11 protein-coding genes are annotated in these 17187 nt (G+C 71.5%); 2 read left to right on the top strand and 9 right to left on the bottom strand.

The window, feature by feature from the left end; genetic code table 11:
• Nucleotides 1–12: 12 nt before the first annotated feature.
• From ACYSUO_RS13170 to ACYSUO_RS13155, 4 genes are all read right to left on the bottom strand, one after another.
• A complete protein-coding gene (locus ACYSUO_RS13170; protein ID WP_426901209.1) occupies nucleotides 13–336 on the bottom strand; it encodes a hypothetical protein in 324 nt (107 codons plus the stop codon).
• Complete coding sequence (locus tag ACYSUO_RS13165) at nucleotides 333–701, bottom strand: WhiB family transcriptional regulator (protein ID WP_327661685.1); 369 nt, start codon at nucleotides 699–701, stop codon at nucleotides 333–335. The genes ACYSUO_RS13170 and ACYSUO_RS13165 overlap by 4 nt, the downstream gene beginning before the upstream one ends.
• 184 nt (nucleotides 702–885) lie before the next feature.
• Complete coding sequence (locus tag ACYSUO_RS13160; RefSeq protein ID WP_461776245.1) at nucleotides 886–1209, bottom strand: hypothetical protein; 324 nt, start codon at nucleotides 1207–1209, stop codon at nucleotides 886–888.
• Nucleotides 1210–1372: 163 nt separating this feature from the next.
• The gene (locus ACYSUO_RS13155; RefSeq protein ID WP_461776244.1) at nucleotides 1373–3589 is read right to left on the bottom strand and encodes an ATP-dependent DNA helicase UvrD2; all 2217 of its coding nucleotides are present in this window, start codon (nucleotides 3587–3589) and stop codon (nucleotides 1373–1375) included.
• 162 nt (nucleotides 3590–3751) lie between these two features.
• On the opposite strand from ACYSUO_RS13155, the gene ACYSUO_RS13150 reads away from it, so the two are divergent.
• The gene (locus ACYSUO_RS13150) at nucleotides 3752–4006 is read left to right on the top strand and encodes a mycoredoxin (protein ID WP_461776243.1); all 255 of its coding nucleotides are present in this window, start codon (nucleotides 3752–3754) and stop codon (nucleotides 4004–4006) included.
• A 171-nt stretch (nucleotides 4007–4177) separates the two neighbouring features.
• Here the strand turns inward: ACYSUO_RS13150 and nudC are convergent, their stop codons facing one another.
• From nudC to ACYSUO_RS13125, 5 genes are all read right to left on the bottom strand, one after another.
• A complete protein-coding gene (gene nudC, locus ACYSUO_RS13145) occupies nucleotides 4178–5137 on the bottom strand; it encodes an NAD(+) diphosphatase (RefSeq protein WP_461776242.1) in 960 nt (319 codons plus the stop codon).
• 73 nt (nucleotides 5138–5210) lie between these two features.
• Complete coding sequence (locus tag ACYSUO_RS13140) at nucleotides 5211–6623, bottom strand: dipeptidase (protein WP_461776241.1); 1413 nt, start codon at nucleotides 6621–6623, stop codon at nucleotides 5211–5213.
• A 10-nt stretch (nucleotides 6624–6633) separates the two neighbouring features.
• Nucleotides 6634–10167: a UvrD-helicase domain-containing protein gene (locus ACYSUO_RS13135; RefSeq protein WP_461776240.1), complete on the bottom strand. Its 3534-nt coding sequence runs from the start codon at nucleotides 10165–10167 to the stop codon at nucleotides 6634–6636.
• Nucleotides 10168–10230: 63 nt separating this feature from the next.
• Nucleotides 10231–13575, bottom strand: coding sequence for an ATP-dependent helicase (locus tag ACYSUO_RS13130; protein WP_461776239.1), 3345 nt, complete (start codon nucleotides 13573–13575; stop codon nucleotides 10231–10233).
• 278 nt (nucleotides 13576–13853) lie between these two features.
• Complete coding sequence (locus tag ACYSUO_RS13125; RefSeq protein ID WP_461776238.1) at nucleotides 13854–14228, bottom strand: MGMT family protein; 375 nt, start codon at nucleotides 14226–14228, stop codon at nucleotides 13854–13856.
• A 155-nt stretch (nucleotides 14229–14383) separates the two neighbouring features.
• On the opposite strand from ACYSUO_RS13125, the gene ACYSUO_RS13120 reads away from it, so the two are divergent.
• Nucleotides 14384–17152, top strand: a complete 2769-nt coding sequence (locus ACYSUO_RS13120) for a lysylphosphatidylglycerol synthase transmembrane domain-containing protein (RefSeq protein WP_461776237.1) — start codon at nucleotides 14384–14386, stop codon at nucleotides 17150–17152.
• Nucleotides 17153–17187 lie beyond the last annotated feature (35 nt).

Here is a 17187-nt window from a genome sequence, read left to right as displayed (position 1 = left end):
GGTTTCAGTTGGTTACTGCATGACGGCCATGGCGAGCGCACGCCGGGCGCGCAGCGAAGCGCGCTCGGCGCGGCGCTGCATCCGGCGGGCGGTGGCCAGGCGCACGGCCCGGCGTTCGCTCTCGGCCTCACGCAGCTTCTCGTGCATATGCGCACGAGCCAGGGCTTCTGGGATGAGTTGCATCTGACGGGTCCTGTTCTGGCGCGACTCGTGCGCGCCGGAGGTGGTGAAGTCTGGGATTGCGGAACCTGCGGGTTCGCTCGTGGACGGCTTCATCGGGGCCTGCTTCTTGGGGTCGTGCGTCAGGGGGCGATCGATCGTTCCGGGGGTGTTCATGCCACGACCGGGTTCTTGCGCGGGCGGCCACGCGGCCGCTTGCGGGCAACGACAACGCCCTGGACGAACAGCTCGCCGCCCCAGACGCCCCAGGGCTCACGCCGCTCCTTGGCGCCGGCGAGGCAGGCCTCCATCAGCGGGCAGGTACGGCAGAGGGACTTGGCGTACTCGACGTCCGCCGGCGACTCCGCGAAGAAGACCTCGGGGTCGTAGGCACGGCAGGGGACGGGCACGTCGAGGGTCTCGATGGCGTCGTCGAGCGCGGTGAGCGCGGTCAGCGGGTTCAAGGTGGAGTCCTCCGTGGACACGGGCTGGGAAAGAGGGTCTGAAGGCGGTACGGACGGGGCGTGCGCTTCGAGTTGCACGGTGTCTTCTTCCTCGTCTGGTCGTCCGGCCGGTGGGCCGGGTGGCGGTGGTACCGGGTTCTTTTCTTGTCCCGAGGCCCCTGTGCTCTGGTTCCTCGGAAGATCGCTGGGTCTTCCGGGAAAACAGAAGGGCCGCGGATCCCGGATGGGGTTCCGCGGCCCTGAAGGCGCCTGCCTGATCTCGTCAGGCTGGATCGCTCCAGGGTTCAGGCCCACGGAAGGCCCACATCGTGTGGTGCTGCGTCGTCTGCTTCCGGAATCCGGCACCGGCCGCCGCAAAGGCATAGGCCTGGGCCTGTGCCGTCGCTACTGCTTCCGGTGCCTTGGTCGGTCGCTCATTGCGCTCGCGAATGGGAAGACCCGCGAGAGACAGGCCGGACTCCGGACGCATGGCGGAGACGCCAGACAGACCGGTGCCCAGGTTCGAGGAGCCGAGCAGGCAGGAAGCGACGACCGAGAGATCGGTCATTTTGGCGGTGCTGATGGAGCTGGCGTTGATGCTGATCACTGGAATCGCCTCCTCTCGGCGTCTCGGGGACCGGTGCGAACCGGTCCGACGGCATTCAAGTACAACACGGAACCAGGGCCTTCGAGAAGGCCGCTGCTTTCGTGCTTTAGAACCTATGGGGATTGTTGGGGCATGCGCAAACTATTTTTTCGACGAGTTTGCGTCAGTCGTCCCCGGCCTCCTCGTCGACCTGATCACCAATCGTCTGACCTGCACAAATGGCCAGAACGTCGGATCCGTACGTCCGAAACTTCCGGCGTCCGACGCCCGGGATGCGGGACAGTTCCGCCGCGTCCTCGGGGGCGGCCTCGGCGATGGCGATCAAGGTCTTGTCCGTGAAGACGCAGAACGCGGGCTGCCCGAGGCCCTCCGCCGTGCGGCCCCGCCACTCGATCAGTCGCTCGTACAACCCCTCGTCCATGTCCGACGGGCAGTCCTCGCAGCGCATCAGCTTCATCTCGGCGGCGTCGAGGGTGCGCCCGCACACGCGGCAGCGGGCCACCTTCCGGTCGCCTCTGGGGCGCGTGGTGCCAAGCGACTCGCGGGTGCCCGTACGGGTCCCGAACTCGATGCCGCCGCGTCCCACAGTCGCCGCGCGCCCCGCCGAGCCCGTCGACCCCGGCCGCAGCCCGTCGAGGAACCGGCTCGGCCTGCGGTTCGGGCGGCCGCCCGGAGAGCGGGACAGCGCCCAGGAGAGGCCGAGATGGCGCCGCGCGCGGGTCACCCCGACGTACAGGAGCCGCCGCTCCTCCTCGATCTGCTCGTCGGTCTTGGCGTAGGTGATCGGCATCATGCCCTCGGCGAGGCCGACCAGGAACACCGCGTCCCACTCGAGGCCCTTCGCCGCGTGCAGCGAAGCGAGGGTGACGCCCTCCACGGTCGGGGCGTGCTGCGCGCTCGCCCGCGCGTCGAGTTCCTCCACGAACGCGCTCAGGGTCGCGGTGGGCTCGGCTCTCGCGAGGTCCCCCGCGAGCCGGGCGATGGCGGCGAGCGACTCCCAGCGGTCCCGCACGGCGCCGGACCCCGCGGGCGGCTCCGTGGTCCAGCCCGCGCCGGACAGGACGGCTCTGACCTGGGAGGGAAGATCGACGGCCTCGTCGAGTCCCGCGTCGTTGTCCCCGAAGCGGGCCGCCGCGCGCAGCTCGTGGTGGGCCTTGCGCACCTCGGCCCGCTCGAAGAAGCGCTCGGCGCCGCGCAGCTGGTAGGGCACGCCCGCGTCGGCGAGCGCCTGTTCGTAGATCTCCGACTGCCCGTTCGTCCGGAACAGGATCGCGATCTCGCCGGCCGACACCCCGGAGTCGATCAGCTCCCGGATGCGGCTTGCGGCGCCTTCGGCCTCGGTGGGCTCGTCCGCGTACTCGATGTAGGTCGGCTCGGGGCCCGCCTCGCGCTGCGAGATCAGTTCCAGGCGGTGCTCGGCGGCGCGGCCGCTCGCTCTGGTCAGGACCCCGTTGGCCAGGTGCACGACCTGCGGCGAGGAGCGGTAGTCGCGGACCAGCTTGACGACGGTGGCACCGGGGTGGCGCGTGCGGAAGTTGAGCAGGTGGTCGGGGGTGGCGCCGGTGAAGGAGTAGATCGTCTGGCTGGCGTCACCGACGACGCAGAGGCTGTCGCGCTCGCCGAGCCACAGGTCGAGCAGGCGCTGCTGGAGCGGGCTGACGTCCTGGTACTCGTCGACGACGAAGTGCTGGTACTGGGCGCGGACCTGCTCGGCGATGTCCTGCCGGTCCTGGAGGATGCCCACGGTGAGCAGCAGGACGTCCTCGAAGTCGATGACGGAGCGGTCCCGCTTGAGGGTTTCGTACGCGGAGTAGATCTGGGCGATCTCCGCGGGAAGCCGGGGCGCTTCCCGGCCCGCCTTGTGCACCGCCGCGGCGTAGTCCCCGGGGACGGTCTGCGTGACCTTGGCCCACTCGATCTCCGAGGTCACATCGCGCAGCTCACCGCGGTCCAGGCGCAGGCGCGAGGCGGCCGCGGCGTCGGCGACGAGCTGGACCTTGCGGTCGACGAGCCGGGGCAGCTCCCCGCCGACCGCCTTGGGCCAGAAGAACTGGAGCTGGCGCAGGGCGGCGGAGTGGAAGGTGCGGGCCTGTACCCCCACGGCGCCGAGCTGCCTGAGCCGGCCGCGCATCTCACCGGCGGCACGGTTGGTGAACGTGACGGCGAGGACCGTATTGGGCTGGAGGATCCCCGCGCGGACGCCGTACGCGATGCGATGGGTGATCGCCCGCGTCTTGCCCGTGCCCGCGCCCGCGAGCACACACACCGGACCGTGCAGGGCCGTCGCCACGGCGCGCTGCTCGGGGTCGAGCCCCTCGAGCACCGCGTCGGCAGATTCCGGGACCTGCGGGAACAGGGTGGAGTGCGTTGCTGCTGTCACCCCGCCATGCTGCCAGGTCCGCGGGGACGGATGCGCCGCGTTGTCCACAGGTGCCGACCGTTAGTCGTACCAATGCGTTCGACGTGCGGGAATGGTCGCCGGATCACATACGTTCGACTCATTGCGAACACGCACCCCCAGCCACCGAAGGAGCACGAGGAAATGCCGGGCACTGTGACGATGTACAGCACCACGTGGTGCGGCTACTGCCAGCGGCTGAAGAAGCAGATGGACCGTGAGGGCATCGGGTACACCGAGGTCAACATCGAGCACGACCCGGAGTCCGCGGCCTTCGTCGAGAAGGCGAACGGCGGCAACCAGACGGTCCCCACGCTCCTCGTGGTGTCCGACAACGGCGCCGAGTCGGTCATGACGAACCCGTCGCTGGCCCAGGTCAAGCAGGCCATGGCCGCCTGAGCCACCCTGCGCTGAGCGCATGCGCGAACGGCCCCCGCCCGCCCACGGGTACGGGGGCTTTCCGCTGTGTCCTGGTTGCCCCGGCGCCTGAGCGCCCACTCACGCCGCCGGGCCGCCGCTCCTGCAACCACCTCGCACGAGGTCAGCGGGCCCGCAGATCCCGCAGATGCGTCACAGCGCGTCGCTGGGCTTCGGCAGGGGCTTGCCGTACCAGAGCTCGATCAGCCGGGCCGCGATCGAGATCCCGTAGGGAGGCATGACCTCACCGGAGTCGAAGGCCGCCTGCAGGTCCTCGCGGGAGAACCAGCGCGCCTCGTGGATCTCGTCACCGTCCACGTTGATCTCGAAGGACGTGGCGTGCGCCATGAAGCCGAGCATCAGGCTGGACGGGAACGGCCAGGGCTGGCTGGCGACGTACTCGACGTCGCCGACGACGACACCCGCCTCCTCGAAGACCTCGCGCCGCACCGACTGCTCGATGGACTCGCCGGGCTCGACGAAGCCGGCGAGCGTCGAGAAGCGCCCTTCGGGCCAGTGCACCTGGCGGCCGAGCAGGATGCGGTCCTGCTCGTCCGTGACGGCCATGATCACGGCCGGGTCGGTGCGCGGGTAGTGCTCGGCCCCGCAGGCCTGGCAGCGGCGGATGTGGCCCGCGGCGGCGATGACGGTGCGTTCGCCGCAGCGGGAGCAGAAACGGTGCAGGCGCTGCCAGTTCTCCAGGGCGACGGCGTGCACCATGAGGCCCGCGTCCCGCTGCGAGAGGAGCATGCCCGCCTCGCGCAGGCCGGCCGGGCGCGCGGACTGGTCCATGCGGCCGGGAAGCGTGTCCTTCTGGAGCGCGAAGTAGCTCACGCCGTCCTCGTCGGTCCCCAGGAAGTAGCGATGCGCCTCGGTGAGGGGCGCTTCGAAGGCCGGGGTCATGACCAGTTCCGTCGTGCCGTCCGGTGTCTCGTCGATGAGCGCCTGGCCACCGGAGACCACGAAGACGCGGGTCGTGGGGTGGCTCCACGCGGCGGCGAGCCAGGCCTCGTCGAGGCGGTGGTGCGCGGCGCGGTCGATTCCGCTCGGCGCGGAGAGCGAGAGGGGTCGCGTGGCGGCGAGGTCGGCGGTTCGGTCGGTCCAGGTGGTCACGAGTGCTTCCAACTCCCCCGGTGGAATGGGTGGTTCGGCGGGCGGTTCGGCGAGGTGGGTGGCGGGGCCTCAATCAGTGTGCATCTGCCCAGCTCTCCGCGAGATCGCCCCATAGATAGGCGGTTGTTTCGACACCCTTCATAAGGAGGTCGAGTTCGACCTTCTCGTTGGGGGCGTGCCAGCCGTCGGAGGGCACGGAGATGCCCAGGAAGAGCACCGGGGCGTCGAGGACGTCCTGAAGGTCGGCCGCGGGACCGGAGCCGCCCTCGCGCGTGAAGCGGATCTTCTGCTCGAAGGCCTGTCCCATGGCGCGTACGACGGACTTCAGCGCCGGGTGGTCCAGCGGTGTGAGGCAGGGGCGGGTGGCGGCCCCGAAGGTGACCGTGTGGCGGATCCCCGCGGGCAGCTGCTCGGCGACCCAGGCGGTGACGGCCTTCTCGATGTGGTCCGGGTCCTGCCCGGCGACCAGCCGGAAGGAGAGCTTGAGCATCGCGGAGGACGGCACGATCGTCTTGCCGCCGGGGCCCTGGTAGCCGCCGCCGATCCCGTTGACCTCGGCGGTGGGGCGGGCCCAGATCCGCTCCAGGGTGGTGAGCCCGGCCTCTCCGTAGGTGGCGTGGGACTTCGCCGTGCGCAGCCACTGCTCCTCGTCGAACGGGAGCTCCGCGAAGAGTTCGCGCTCCCGGTCGGTGAGCTCCACGATGCCGTCGTAGAAGCCGGGGACGGCCACGCGCGCGTGCTCGTCGTGCAGCGCGGCCACGAGGCGGGCGGCCGCGGTCGCCGGGTTCGGGACGGCGCCGCCGAAGGAGCCGGAGTGGATGTCCTGGTCGGGCCCGTACAGCTCGATCTCGCAGTCGGCGAGGCCGCGCATACCGGTGCACACCGTGGGGGTGTCCTCGGACCACATGCCGGTGTCGGAGACGATCACGGCGTCCGCGGCCAGGCGCTCCTTGCGCTCTTCCACGAGGGCGCGGAAGTGCGGGGAACCCGACTCCTCCTCGCCTTCGACGAGGAGCTTGAGGTTGACCGCGGGTGCGGTGCGGCCGGTCGCGGCCAGGTGGGCGCGCACGCCGAGGATGTGGAAGAACACCTGTCCCTTGTCGTCGGCCGCCCCGCGCGCGTGGAGGCGGTTTCCGACGACGACCGGCTCGAAGGGGTCGGTGTCCCAGCCGTCCTCGCGGGCGGCGGGCTGCACGTCGTGATGTCCGTAGACGAGGACCGTGGGGGCCTCGGGGTCGCCCGAGGGCCACTCGGCGAACACGGCGGGGGCGCCGGGCGTCTCCCACACCTCCGTGGTCGGGAAGCCGGTCCCGGCGAGCTTCGCGGCAAGCCAGTCGGCGCTGCGCCGCACGTCCGGTGCGTGGTCGGGCTGGGCGGACACGGAAGGGATCCGGAGCCACGCGGCGAGGTCGTCGAGGAACGCCTCACGGTGGTTCTCGACGTACGCACGGACTGTGCTGACGGCAGTGTCAACGGGCTTGCTCATGGTCACGAGCCTATCCGCCCGCCCGAACGTGTTCGTCCGGCGGTTCCTCCACGGGCTCCGCCGGCTGCTGCGGGTCCTCCAGCAGGAGCCGCTCCAGCTCCTCCCGGCCGGGCAGCCGACGCGGCCGGACCGTCTCCCCGGTGCGTACGTAGAGGAAGGCGGCGCTCACCGACTCCAGGGGCACGCCCTGCTGCTCGGCCCAGGCCAGCCGGTAGACGGCCAGCTGGAGGGGGTCGGCGGACTTCCGGTGGGCCGTCTTCCAGTCCACGATCTCGTACGTCGCCTCGTCGCCGTCGCCTGCCTTGTAGACGGCGTCGATACGGCCGCGGACGACGCGGCCCGCGATGGCCAGCTGGAAGGACGTCTCGACCCGGTAAGGCGAGCGATGGGCGTACGGGGTGCGCTCGAAGGCTTCCTTGAGCTCCTCCAGGTCGCGCTCGTCCGCGATCTCGGCATCGCTTCCGGGGAGCTCTTCGGGGTCGAGCATGGGCAGCCGCAGCTCTTCGAAGCGCGCCTCGATCCAGGCGTGGAACCGGGTGCCCCTGCGGGCCGCCGGCTGCGGCGGCTGAGGCATGGGGCGGGCGAGTTCCTGGGCGAAGGCGTCCGGATCGGCGGCCATCCGCAGCAGCTGGGACGCGGTGAGCGTGTGCGGGACGGGAACGTCGCGCACGGCGGCGCGGGCGCGCATCAGCTCGCCCGTCAGCGCGTCGAGGTCGCGGTCCCAGGAGTCGATGGTGCGCGCCTCCTCCGGGGTGAGCTCCGCTTCCGGGGCGTGAGCGGGATGCGGCACGACCGGGGCCGCTCGCTCGGGCTCGGCCACGCGCGCGGGGGCACCAGTCGGGGACGCGTCGTCTTCGTAGGAGGCGTGGTCGTCCTCGTAGGGGTCCTGATCGCCCTCGTCCGGGACGTAGTCGTCCTCGTAGGGGTCGTAGGGCGGTTCGTCGTCCTCGGGTGGCGGGGGCCAGTCGGGGTCCTCGAAGGGCGGCTCGTCGAGGGCGGCGGGGTGGGTCTCCGTGTGGGCGTACGCGGCCTCGGGTCCCGCGGCGCGCTCCAGGTGGGCGAGGACCGTGTGGGCGGCGGCCCGGCGCCGCGCCCGCGCCTCCTCGTCCAGCGGCAGCGGCCAGGCGTGCTCGGCCGCATTCTCCTGGAGGGCCGGGTTCTCCTCGTCCTCCGCCGGTTCGTCCGACCACGCCTCGATCTCGCCGTACCCGGCGGCGCAGTGCTCGTACAGCGCCTGGAGGAAGTCCGACGGGCCGCGCGTGCGCTTCTGGGACGGTCCCCACCAGTGCCCGGAGCCGAGCAGCAGGGAGCGCGGGCGCGTGAACGTGACGTATCCCAGGCGCAGTTCCTCGGTGTGCTGGTGGTCCTTCATGTCGGCGTGGAAGGCCTTCATGCCCTTGGAGTCCCACGTCTCGACATCGGGCAGCGTGGCGCCGTCACCGCGCAGTTCGTGGGGCAGCACCTTGGCCTGTGCCGTCCACTTCTCACGGCCTTGCGTGCTCGGGAAGGTGCCGTTGACGAGGCCGGGGACGGCGACGACATCCCATTCGAGGCCCTTGGACTTGTGGGCGGTGAGCACCTTCACGGTGTCCTCGCCACCGGGCAGCGCGTTGTCGAGGCCCTTCTCGTACTGCGCCGCGGTGCGCAGGAAGCCGAGGAAGGCGAGCAGCGTCGCCGAGCCGTCGTTGGCCGCGAAGGACGCGGCGATGTCGAGGAAGTTGGACAACGTCTCGCGCCGCCGGGCGGCCAACGCGTGCGGGGACGCGGAGAGTTCGACCTCCAGGCCGGTGACCGCCAGGACACGGTGCATCACGTCCATGAGGGGATCGGACAACGAGCGGCGCAGCTCGCGCAGTTCGGTGGCGAGCCTGGCGAAGCGCACGCGCGCGTCCGGTGAGAACGGCAGCCCGTCGTCGTCCTCCTCGGTGTCGGCCGAGGTCTCCAGGAACGTGTCGAGCGCGTCCGCCAGCGATATCACCTCGGAGGGATCGACCCCCTCGACGGCCGCGGCCAGGCGCCGGTCCGGGTCGTCGTCCTCTCCTCCGCGCGCGTGGGAGACCAAAAAGCGTGCCCGGCGCCCGAGGAGGGCGAGGTCGCGGGGGCCGATGCGCCAGCGCGGGCCGGTCAGGAGCCGCACCAGGGAGGCATTGGCACCGGGGTCCTGGAGGACCTCGCACATGGCGACCAGGTCGGCGATCTCCGGGAGGTGCAACAAGCCGGAGAGGCCGACCACTTCGACCGGGATGTCGCGGGCGACCAGGGCGCCCTGGATCTCGGCGAAGTCGGTCGCGGTGCGGCACAGCACGGCGATCTCTCCGGGTGCCGTTCCCGTGGCGACGAGGTGGCCGATGGAGTCGGCGAGCCAGTCGATCTCCTCGCTGTGCGTGCTCAGCAGGGCGCAGCGCACGACGCCGTCCTGCTCGGCCCCGGGGGCGGGGCGCAGGGCCTCCACGCCCGCGTGCATCGCCCGGAGCGGCTCGGCAAGGCCGTTGGCGAGGTCGAGCAGGCGGCCGCCGCTGCGCCGGTTCTCACTGAGCGCGAAGCGGGTGGCCGGGCGCCCATCCGCGTACGCGAAGTGGCGCGGGAAGTCGTCGAGGTTGGCGACGGAGGCTCCGCGCCACCCGTAGATCGCCTGGCAGGGGTCGCCGACCGCGGTCACCGCATGGCCCGTACCCCCGCCGAAGAGGCCCGCGAGCAGGATCCGCTGGGCCACCGAGGTGTCCTGGTACTCGTCGAGCAGGACCACGCGGAACTCGTCGCGCAGGATCTCGCCGACCTCGGGACGCGTGTCGGCCAGCGTCGCCGACAGGGCGATCTGGTCGCCGAAGTCGAGGAGGTCCCGCGAGCGCTTGGCCGCCCTGTAGTGCCCCACGAGCTCGGCCAGCTCCAGGCGCGCGGCGGCCGCCTCGGGCACCTTCCGCAGGTCTGCGTTGCTGAGCTTGACGCCTTCGAGGGCGCGCAGCAGCTCATGGTCGTACGCGCGCAGCTTGCCGGGCTGTACGAGGTGTTCCGCCAGCTCGCTGTCCAGGGTGAGCAGGTCGCTGACCAGGTCGGCGAAGGAACGGGTGAGGGCGGGGTACGGGCCGGGCGCTTCGCGCAGCACGCGCGCGGCGAGCTGGAAGCGGGTGGCGTCGGCGAGCAGCCGCGTCGTGGGTTCGAGCCCGATGCGCAGGCCGTGGTCGGTCAGCAGCCGGCCCGCGAAGGCGTGGTACGTGGAGATCACGGGCTCGCCCGGGGGGTTGTCCGGGTCGATGGCGTCGGGGTCGGTGACGCCGGCCTTGATCAGGGCCTTGCGGACCCGCTCGGCCAGTTCCCCGGCCGCCTTGTTGGTGAAGGTGAGGCCCAGGATCTGCTCGGGCGCGACCTGACCTGTACCGACCAGCCAGACCACGCGCGCTGCCATCACCGTCGTCTTGCCGGAGCCCGCTCCGGCCACGATCACCTGCGGGGCGGGCGGCGCGGTGATGCAGGCCGTCTGCTCCGGGGTGAACGGGATGCCGAGCAGCTCTTTGAGCTGCTCGGGGTCGGTGAGGCGCGTGGTCACCTCATCGAGGCTAACGGGCACCACTGACAGCGCCGTCCCGTTCGGGCCCAGTGGAGGCACACGTCACTCGACGACGTGTCTGCCCTCCGGTCGCGCGCTGCACGAGGCACGGAAGGCGCAGTGCGTGCAGTGCTGCCCGGTGGTCGGCACGAAGCGCTCGTCGAGGACCTTGCCGGCCGCGGTGGCGAGGAGGTCGCCGACCCACTCCCCTTCGAGGGGCTCCTGCGCCTGCACCTTCGGCAGGGCCTCGCCACCGTCCTTCTTGGCTGCGCCCTGGCGAAGCTGCACCAGTTCCGCTCCTCCGGAGTGCGGACGGGCTCCGTCGAAGACCTCGTCGACCACGCCTTCGTTCACGGCGAGCTGGTACACGGCGAGCTGTGGGTGGCGGGCGACGTCCGCGGCGCTCGGTGTCTGCTTGCCGGTTTTGAAGTCGACTACGTAGGCGCGGCCCTCGGCGTCCCGCTCCACACGGTCCATGGAGCCGCGAATGCGTACTTCGTAGGAGCCCGCTTCGAGCGTCACGTCGAAGTCGTGCTCGCTGGCGACGGCGGTGCGGCCCGTGCGGTCCATGACGTGCCACTGAAGGAACCGCTCGAGCGCGGCGCGGGCGTTCTCCTTCTCCTGGGCCGACTTCCAGGGCGCGTCGAAGGCGAGGGAGTCCCACACGGAGTCCAGGCGCTCCATGAGGACGGCGAGGTCGGCGGGTGTGCGCCCGGAGGCGACCTCGTCGGCCAGGACGTGCACGACGTTGCCGAAGCCCTGGGCCGCCGTGGCGGGGGCGTCCGCCTTCACCTCGCGGCCCAGGAACCACTGCAGGGCGCAGGTGTTGGCCAACTGGTCGAGGGCGCTTCCGGAGAGGACGACGGGCTTGTCCCGGTCGCGCAGCGGGACCTTGCTCTCAGTCGGCTCGTACATGCCCCACCAGCGGTACGGGTGGGCGGACGGTACGAGCGGCCTTCCGTCGTCGTCGCTGAGCGCGGCGAGCCGGGCGAGGCGGCGCGCGGCGGCCTCGCGCAGCCCTTCGGAGACGCGCGGGTCGACCGTCGTGGCGCGCAGTTCGGCGACGAGCGCGGCCACCGCCAGGGGGCGGCGCGGGCGTCCGGTGACGTCCTTGGGTTCCACGCCCAGCTCGGTCAGGAACCGGGACGGCTGGTCGCCGTCGTCCGCGGGCGCCTTCACCGCGGTGACGACGAGCCGCTCCCTCGCGCGCGTGGCGGCGACGTAGAACAGGCGCCGTTCCTCTGCGAGCAGCGCCCCGGGGGTGAGCGGTTCGGCGAGGCCGTCGCGTCCGATGCGGTCGGCCTCCAGGAGCGAGCCGCGGCGCCGCAGATCGGGCCACAGCCCTTCCTGGACGCCCGCGACGACGACGAGCCGCCACTCCAGTCCCTTGGAGCGGTGCGCGGTCATCAGGCGCACGGCGTCGGGGCGCACGGCGCGTCCTGCGAGGGTGTCGGCCGCGATGTCCTGGGCCTCCAGCTCCTCCAGGAAGTTGCGGGCACCGCGGCCTCCGGTGCGCTCCTCCGCGCGCGAGGCGACGGCGAACAGGGCGCAGACGGCGTCCAGATCACGGTCCGCGTTGCGCCCGGCCGCGCCGCCTCGCCGGGCGGCGCGCTCGAGCCGGTTCGGCCAGGGGGTACCGTTCCACAGCTCCCAGAGGGCTTCCTCGGCGGTGCCGCCGTCGGCGAGCTTCTGGCGGGCGGTGGCGAGGAGCGCGCCGAGACGCTGGGCGCCACGGGCGTACGCCGGGTCGTGCAGGGCGAGCCGCTCGGGCTCGACGAGGGCACGCGCGAGCAGCTCGTCCGAGGGCGGCGGCAGCGCGTTCCCGGACGCGCGCTCCTCCTCGCGCAGCGCGCGCCCCAGGCGGCGCAGGTCGGCCGTGTCCATCCCGGCGAGGGGCGAGGCGAGGAGTTCGAGTGCCGTCTCGGTGTCGAGGCGGTACTCGTTTTCCGGGGTCTCCGTGGCGTCCGAGGCGTCTGATGCATCTGAGGTATCTGACGCATCCGAGGTGTCCGGGGTATCCGCCCTGGCCACCACCTTGAGGGCCGTCAGCAGCGGCGTGACCGCCGGTTCGTGGCGCAGCGGCAGGTCGTCGCCGTCGATGTCGAGGGGGACGCCGGCCGCCGTGAGCGCGCGCCGCACCCCCGGAATGCTGCGCGAGCCGGCGCGCACCAGGACGGCCATGTCGCTCCACGGGATGCCGTCCTCCAAGTGGGCACGCCGCAGGATGTCCGCGATGTTGTCGAGCTCCGTACCGGACGTCGGATACGTGTAGACCTCGGCCCTGCCTCCGTCGCGTACGGGCGACAGCTCACGGTGGGCACGCACCTTGTGGGCGGGCAGCCGGGTCAGGGGCATCCGCTGGGTGATGCGGCGCGTCGCCTCCAGGAGACGGGCGCCGGAACGCCGGGATGTGGTGAGCACTTCGACCGGGGCGGGGGCGCCGTCCGCGCGGGGGAAGTCGTCACGGAAGTTCAGGATGCCGTTCACGTCCGCGCCCCGGAACGCGTAGATCGACTGGTCCGGGTCGCCGAAGGCGACGAGCGTGCGCCCCCCGCCCGCGAGCGCGTGCAGCAGCCGCACCTGGGCGGGGTCGGTGTCCTGGTACTCGTCGACGAACACGGCGTCGTACTGCGTGGCGAGCCGGTCCGCGACCTCCGTGCGGCGCGCGAGGAGCACCGCGCGATGCACCAGTTCCGCGTAGTCGAGCACGCCCTGTGCGTCGAGGACGTCCAGGTATTCGGCAAGGAAGGTGGCGGCCGCCCGCCAGTCCGGGCGACCGATGCGGCGCGCGAAGGCGTCCAGGGCGCCCGGCCCCAGACCCAGCTCCCGGCTCCGGGCGAGGACCGCGCGCACCTCGTCGGCGAAGCCCCGCGTGGTGAGGCACGCGCGCAGCTCGTCGGGCCAGCGCACATGCGCGAGCCCTGCCTGCTCCAGGTCGATCTGCCCCGCGAGCAGTTCCCGTACGGCGACGTCCTGCTCGGGGCCCGACAGCAGCCGCAAGGGCTCCACGAAGAGGTCGGCGTCCTGGTGGGCGCGGACCAGGGCGTAACAGAACGAGTGGAACGTCGTCGCCTGTGGGGCGTGTGCGGCGCCGATGCGCTGCGCCATGCGATCGCGCAGTTCGACCGCGGCCTTCCGGCTGAACGTGAGCACCAGGATGCGTTCGGGATCGGTGCCCTTGGCGATGCGCGCGGAGACGGCCTCCACGAGAGTCGTGGACTTGCCCGTGCCGGGACCTGCCAGGACGAGGAGCGGCCCGTGGGCATGGTCAACCACCGCACGCTGATGTGCGTCCAGACGAGGGGGGTCCACCTGGGCCGGCGGGGTACGCACCAGTCGGTACGCACCGGGGAGCCCCTGTCGAACCTGGTGCTGCGACAGGTGCCGGGTGGACGAGGAGGAGCTCACGTGGATCGCTGGTCCTGGTGGGTTTGCTGGTGGTCGAAGAGCCGTCCGCGCGAAGCGGTGGCCGTGGGGTGAAGGAGGTGTCTGCCATCGACGGTGCCGTCGACGCTACGCCGTCGAGTGTGGCGGAAGCCGGGCTTCCGGTGCCTCTCCCGCACTCCTCCGGGCGCAGATGTGCCCGGTCTCACCAACGGACACAGGAGCGCCGAAGTGCCCCGCATGCCCCGTTTCCCCCATACGGGCCACAGGCACCCCACCCGCGCGCGGGATGGCCGAAGCTGTCAATTGTGAGCTTCCGTACCCGCCCGGCCGTCCCACCGCGCGCGCTTCATGTCGAGGCGCGGCACGTGCCCTTCGGCGGCCCGGGAGGCCTCGCGCAAGGGCGTGCCCTCTTCTCTGTAGTGGTCGAGCGCCCGCAGCTCGTGCCCCGGCAGGAGCTGCCCATCCGCGCGCACCACACGCCACCACGGAACCGCGCCTCCGTAGAGAGCCATCACCCGCCCCACCTGGCGGGGCCCGCCCTCCTCAAGCCATTCGGCCACGTCCCCGTACGTCATGACCCGCCCGCGCGGAATCATCTCCGCGACGTCCAGGACCCGCTCCGCGTACGCGGGAAGCTCTCCCGCCGGTTCGCTCTCCTTGCTCATCCGACCCATCCTGCCGCACGGCACCGACAGTGCGGAGGGACGTACGGGAGGCGGCCCGGACGGACGCGGGCGGCGGCGCCCGCCGAGGACTCCCGCCTCCTCGAATGCACCCTGATGCCCCCCTATGACGGTGCGGCATGCCACCATCGTGCGGGCGGTGACTGGTGATACGAGATCAAGAAGAGACCACGGAGCAGCAGAGCGTGCACCCCGACAAGGCGGAGGGCACCTCTGTGGCACCGGCGCGCCCTGACGAAGCGGCCGATCAGGCCTCCGAAGCGAAGCACGAGCAACCGTTGCACGACCCCGACTGTGCCGAGGGGGACGCGCACGCCGAGCAGGTCGACGGCGACGAACCGCTGCTCCCCGCGCGCGTGCACCGCCCCTCCGACCTCATGCGGCTCCTCGTCGGCGTGCTCGCCGTCGCCGTGATCCTGGCGATCGCGGCGTTCGCGCACGGCACGACCTCGGGCTTCGCCCAGGACATCGACAAGGGCACCGGCCAGGCGCCCGACCTGCTGACCAAGTTCGCGGGTCTCGCGTCGAGCATCGCCATCCTGTTGGTGCCGGTCGCGTTCGCCATCGAGCGGCTCATCAAACGCGACGGCCTACGGATCGCCGACGGAGTGCTCGCCGCGGTCCTCGCGCACGGGGTGACGCTCGCGACGGACCTCTGGGTCGCCAAGGCCGCCCCGCAGTCGATCCAGGAAGCGCTCACCACAGTGTCGCCCGGCGACATCCACGCGCTGACCGACCCGGTGCACGGCTACTTGGCGCCCGTCATCGCCTACATGACGGCCGTCGGCATGTCCCGGCGACCACGGTGGCGCGTCGTCCTGTGGGTGGTGCTGCTGCTCGACGCCTTCGCGATGCTCGTCACCGGCTACACGACACCGTTCTCGATCATCCTGACGGTCCTCATCGGCTGGACCGTCGCCTACGGAACGCTGTACGCCGTCGGCTCACCGAACGTGCGCCCTACAGGGCAGACGCTCCTCGCCGGCCTGCGCCACGTCGGCTTCCACCCCGTCAACGCCTCCCGCGAGGAAGCCCATGAGGGCACTACGGAGAACGGCGACCGGGGGCGGCGCTACTTCGTCACCCTGGAGGACGGCCCACCGCTCGACGTCACCGTGGTGGACCGGGAGCAGCAGGCGCAGGGCTTCTTCTACCGCGTGTGGAGACGCCTGACGCTGCGCGGCATCACGCAGCGCCGCAGCCTCCAGTCGCTGCGCCAGGCCCTGGAGCAGGAGGCGCTGCTCGCCTATGCGGCGATCGCCGCCGGGGCGAACGCGCCGAAACTGATCGCGACGTCCGAGCTCGGCCCCGATGCCGTCATGCTCGTCTACGAGCACGTCGGCGGCCGTTCCCTGGACTCGCTGCCGGACGACGAGATCACCGATGAGCTGATGCGCGACACCTGGCACCAGGTCCAGGCGCTCCAGTCACGGCGGATCGCGCATCGCAGGCTGGCCGGCGACGCGATTCTGGTGGATCGTTCCGGCACCGTGGTTCTCACGGATCTGCGCGGCGGCGAGATCGCCGCGGGCGACCTGGTGCTCCGCATGGACATCGCCCAGCTGCTCACGACGCTCGGCCTTCGGGCGGGCGCCGAGCGCACCGTCGCGTCCGCCGTGGGGGTCCTCGGCCCGGACACCATCGCGGACTGTCTGCCGCTGCTGCAGCCGATCGCGCTCACCCGCACCACCAGGGCGACGCTGCGCAAGCTCGGACGTGAGCGTGCCCAGCGCGAGCGCGAGGCCGTCCTGGAGGCGTCCAGCAAGGCCAAGCAGGCGCGCATCGAGGAGACCACCGCCGGCGACACCGCCAAGGCGTCCGTACGCGCCGAGAAGAAGTCCGAGAAGGCGGAGCGACAGGCCGAGAAGCGGGCCCTCGACGAGGCCCTGGAAGAGGCCCGCGAGGAGGATCTGCTGACCCAGATCCGCCACCAGGTGCTGCGCATCCGGCCACAGGCGCCCGTCGAACCGGCTCGCCTGGAGCGCATCAGGCCGCGCACGCTGATCAGTTTCATCGCCGGCGCGATCGGCGCGTACTTCCTGCTGTCGCAGCTCACCCACATCGACTTCGGGGCGATCGTGGGCGAGGCCGAGTGGGGCTGGGTCGGCCTCGCGGTGCTGTTCTCCGCGCTCAGCTACGTAGCCGCCGCGATGAGCCTGCTCGGCTTCGTGCCGGAACGCGTCCCCTTCATGCGGGCCGTCGCGGCCCAGGTCGCCGGGTCCTTCGTGAAGATCGTGGCGCCGGCGGCGGTCGGTGGAGTGGCACTCAACACGCGCTTTCTGCAGCGTGCGGGGGTGCGTCCGGGGCTCGCCGTGGCGAGTGTGGGCGCCTCGCAGCTGTTCGGCATGGGCAGCCACATCCTGCTGCTGCTGACCTTCGGTTACCTGACGGGGACGGAGAAGACGCCTTCCTTGTCGCCGTCCCGCACGGTCATCGCGGGTCTGTTGACCGTCGCTGTGCTCGTCCTTGTAGTGACGTCGATTCCGTTCCTGCGGAAATTCGTCGTCACGCGCGTGCGCTCACTTTTCGCCGGTGTCGTGCCGCGCATGCTCGACGTGCTGCAGCGTCCGCGGAAGCTGCTCACCGGCATCGGCGGCATGCTGCTGCTGACCGCCTGCTTCGTGATGTGCCTGGATGCCTCGATCCGCGCCTTCGGGGACGAGACAACCACCACGATCAGCCTGGCCAGCGTCGCTGTGGTCTTCCTCGCCGGTAACGCGCTCGGCTCGGCCGCCCCGACACCGGGTGGCGTGGGTGCCGTCGAGGCGACCCTGACGGTGGGTCTGATCGCGGTCGGCCTGCCCAAGGAAGTGGCGGCGCCCGCGGTGCTGCTGTACCGACTGCTCACTCTGTGGCTCCCCGTCCTCCCCGGATGGCTGTTCTTCAACCATCTGACAAGGAAGGGCGCTCTCTAGGGGACTTGGACGTCCCCCGGGCGGCGGACCTCACT

The sequence above is a fragment of the Streptomyces sp. UC4497 genome (assembly GCF_054871485.1).
Note: the sequence above shows the minus strand (reverse complement) of the source record. Positions and strands in the feature narration are given on the sequence as shown.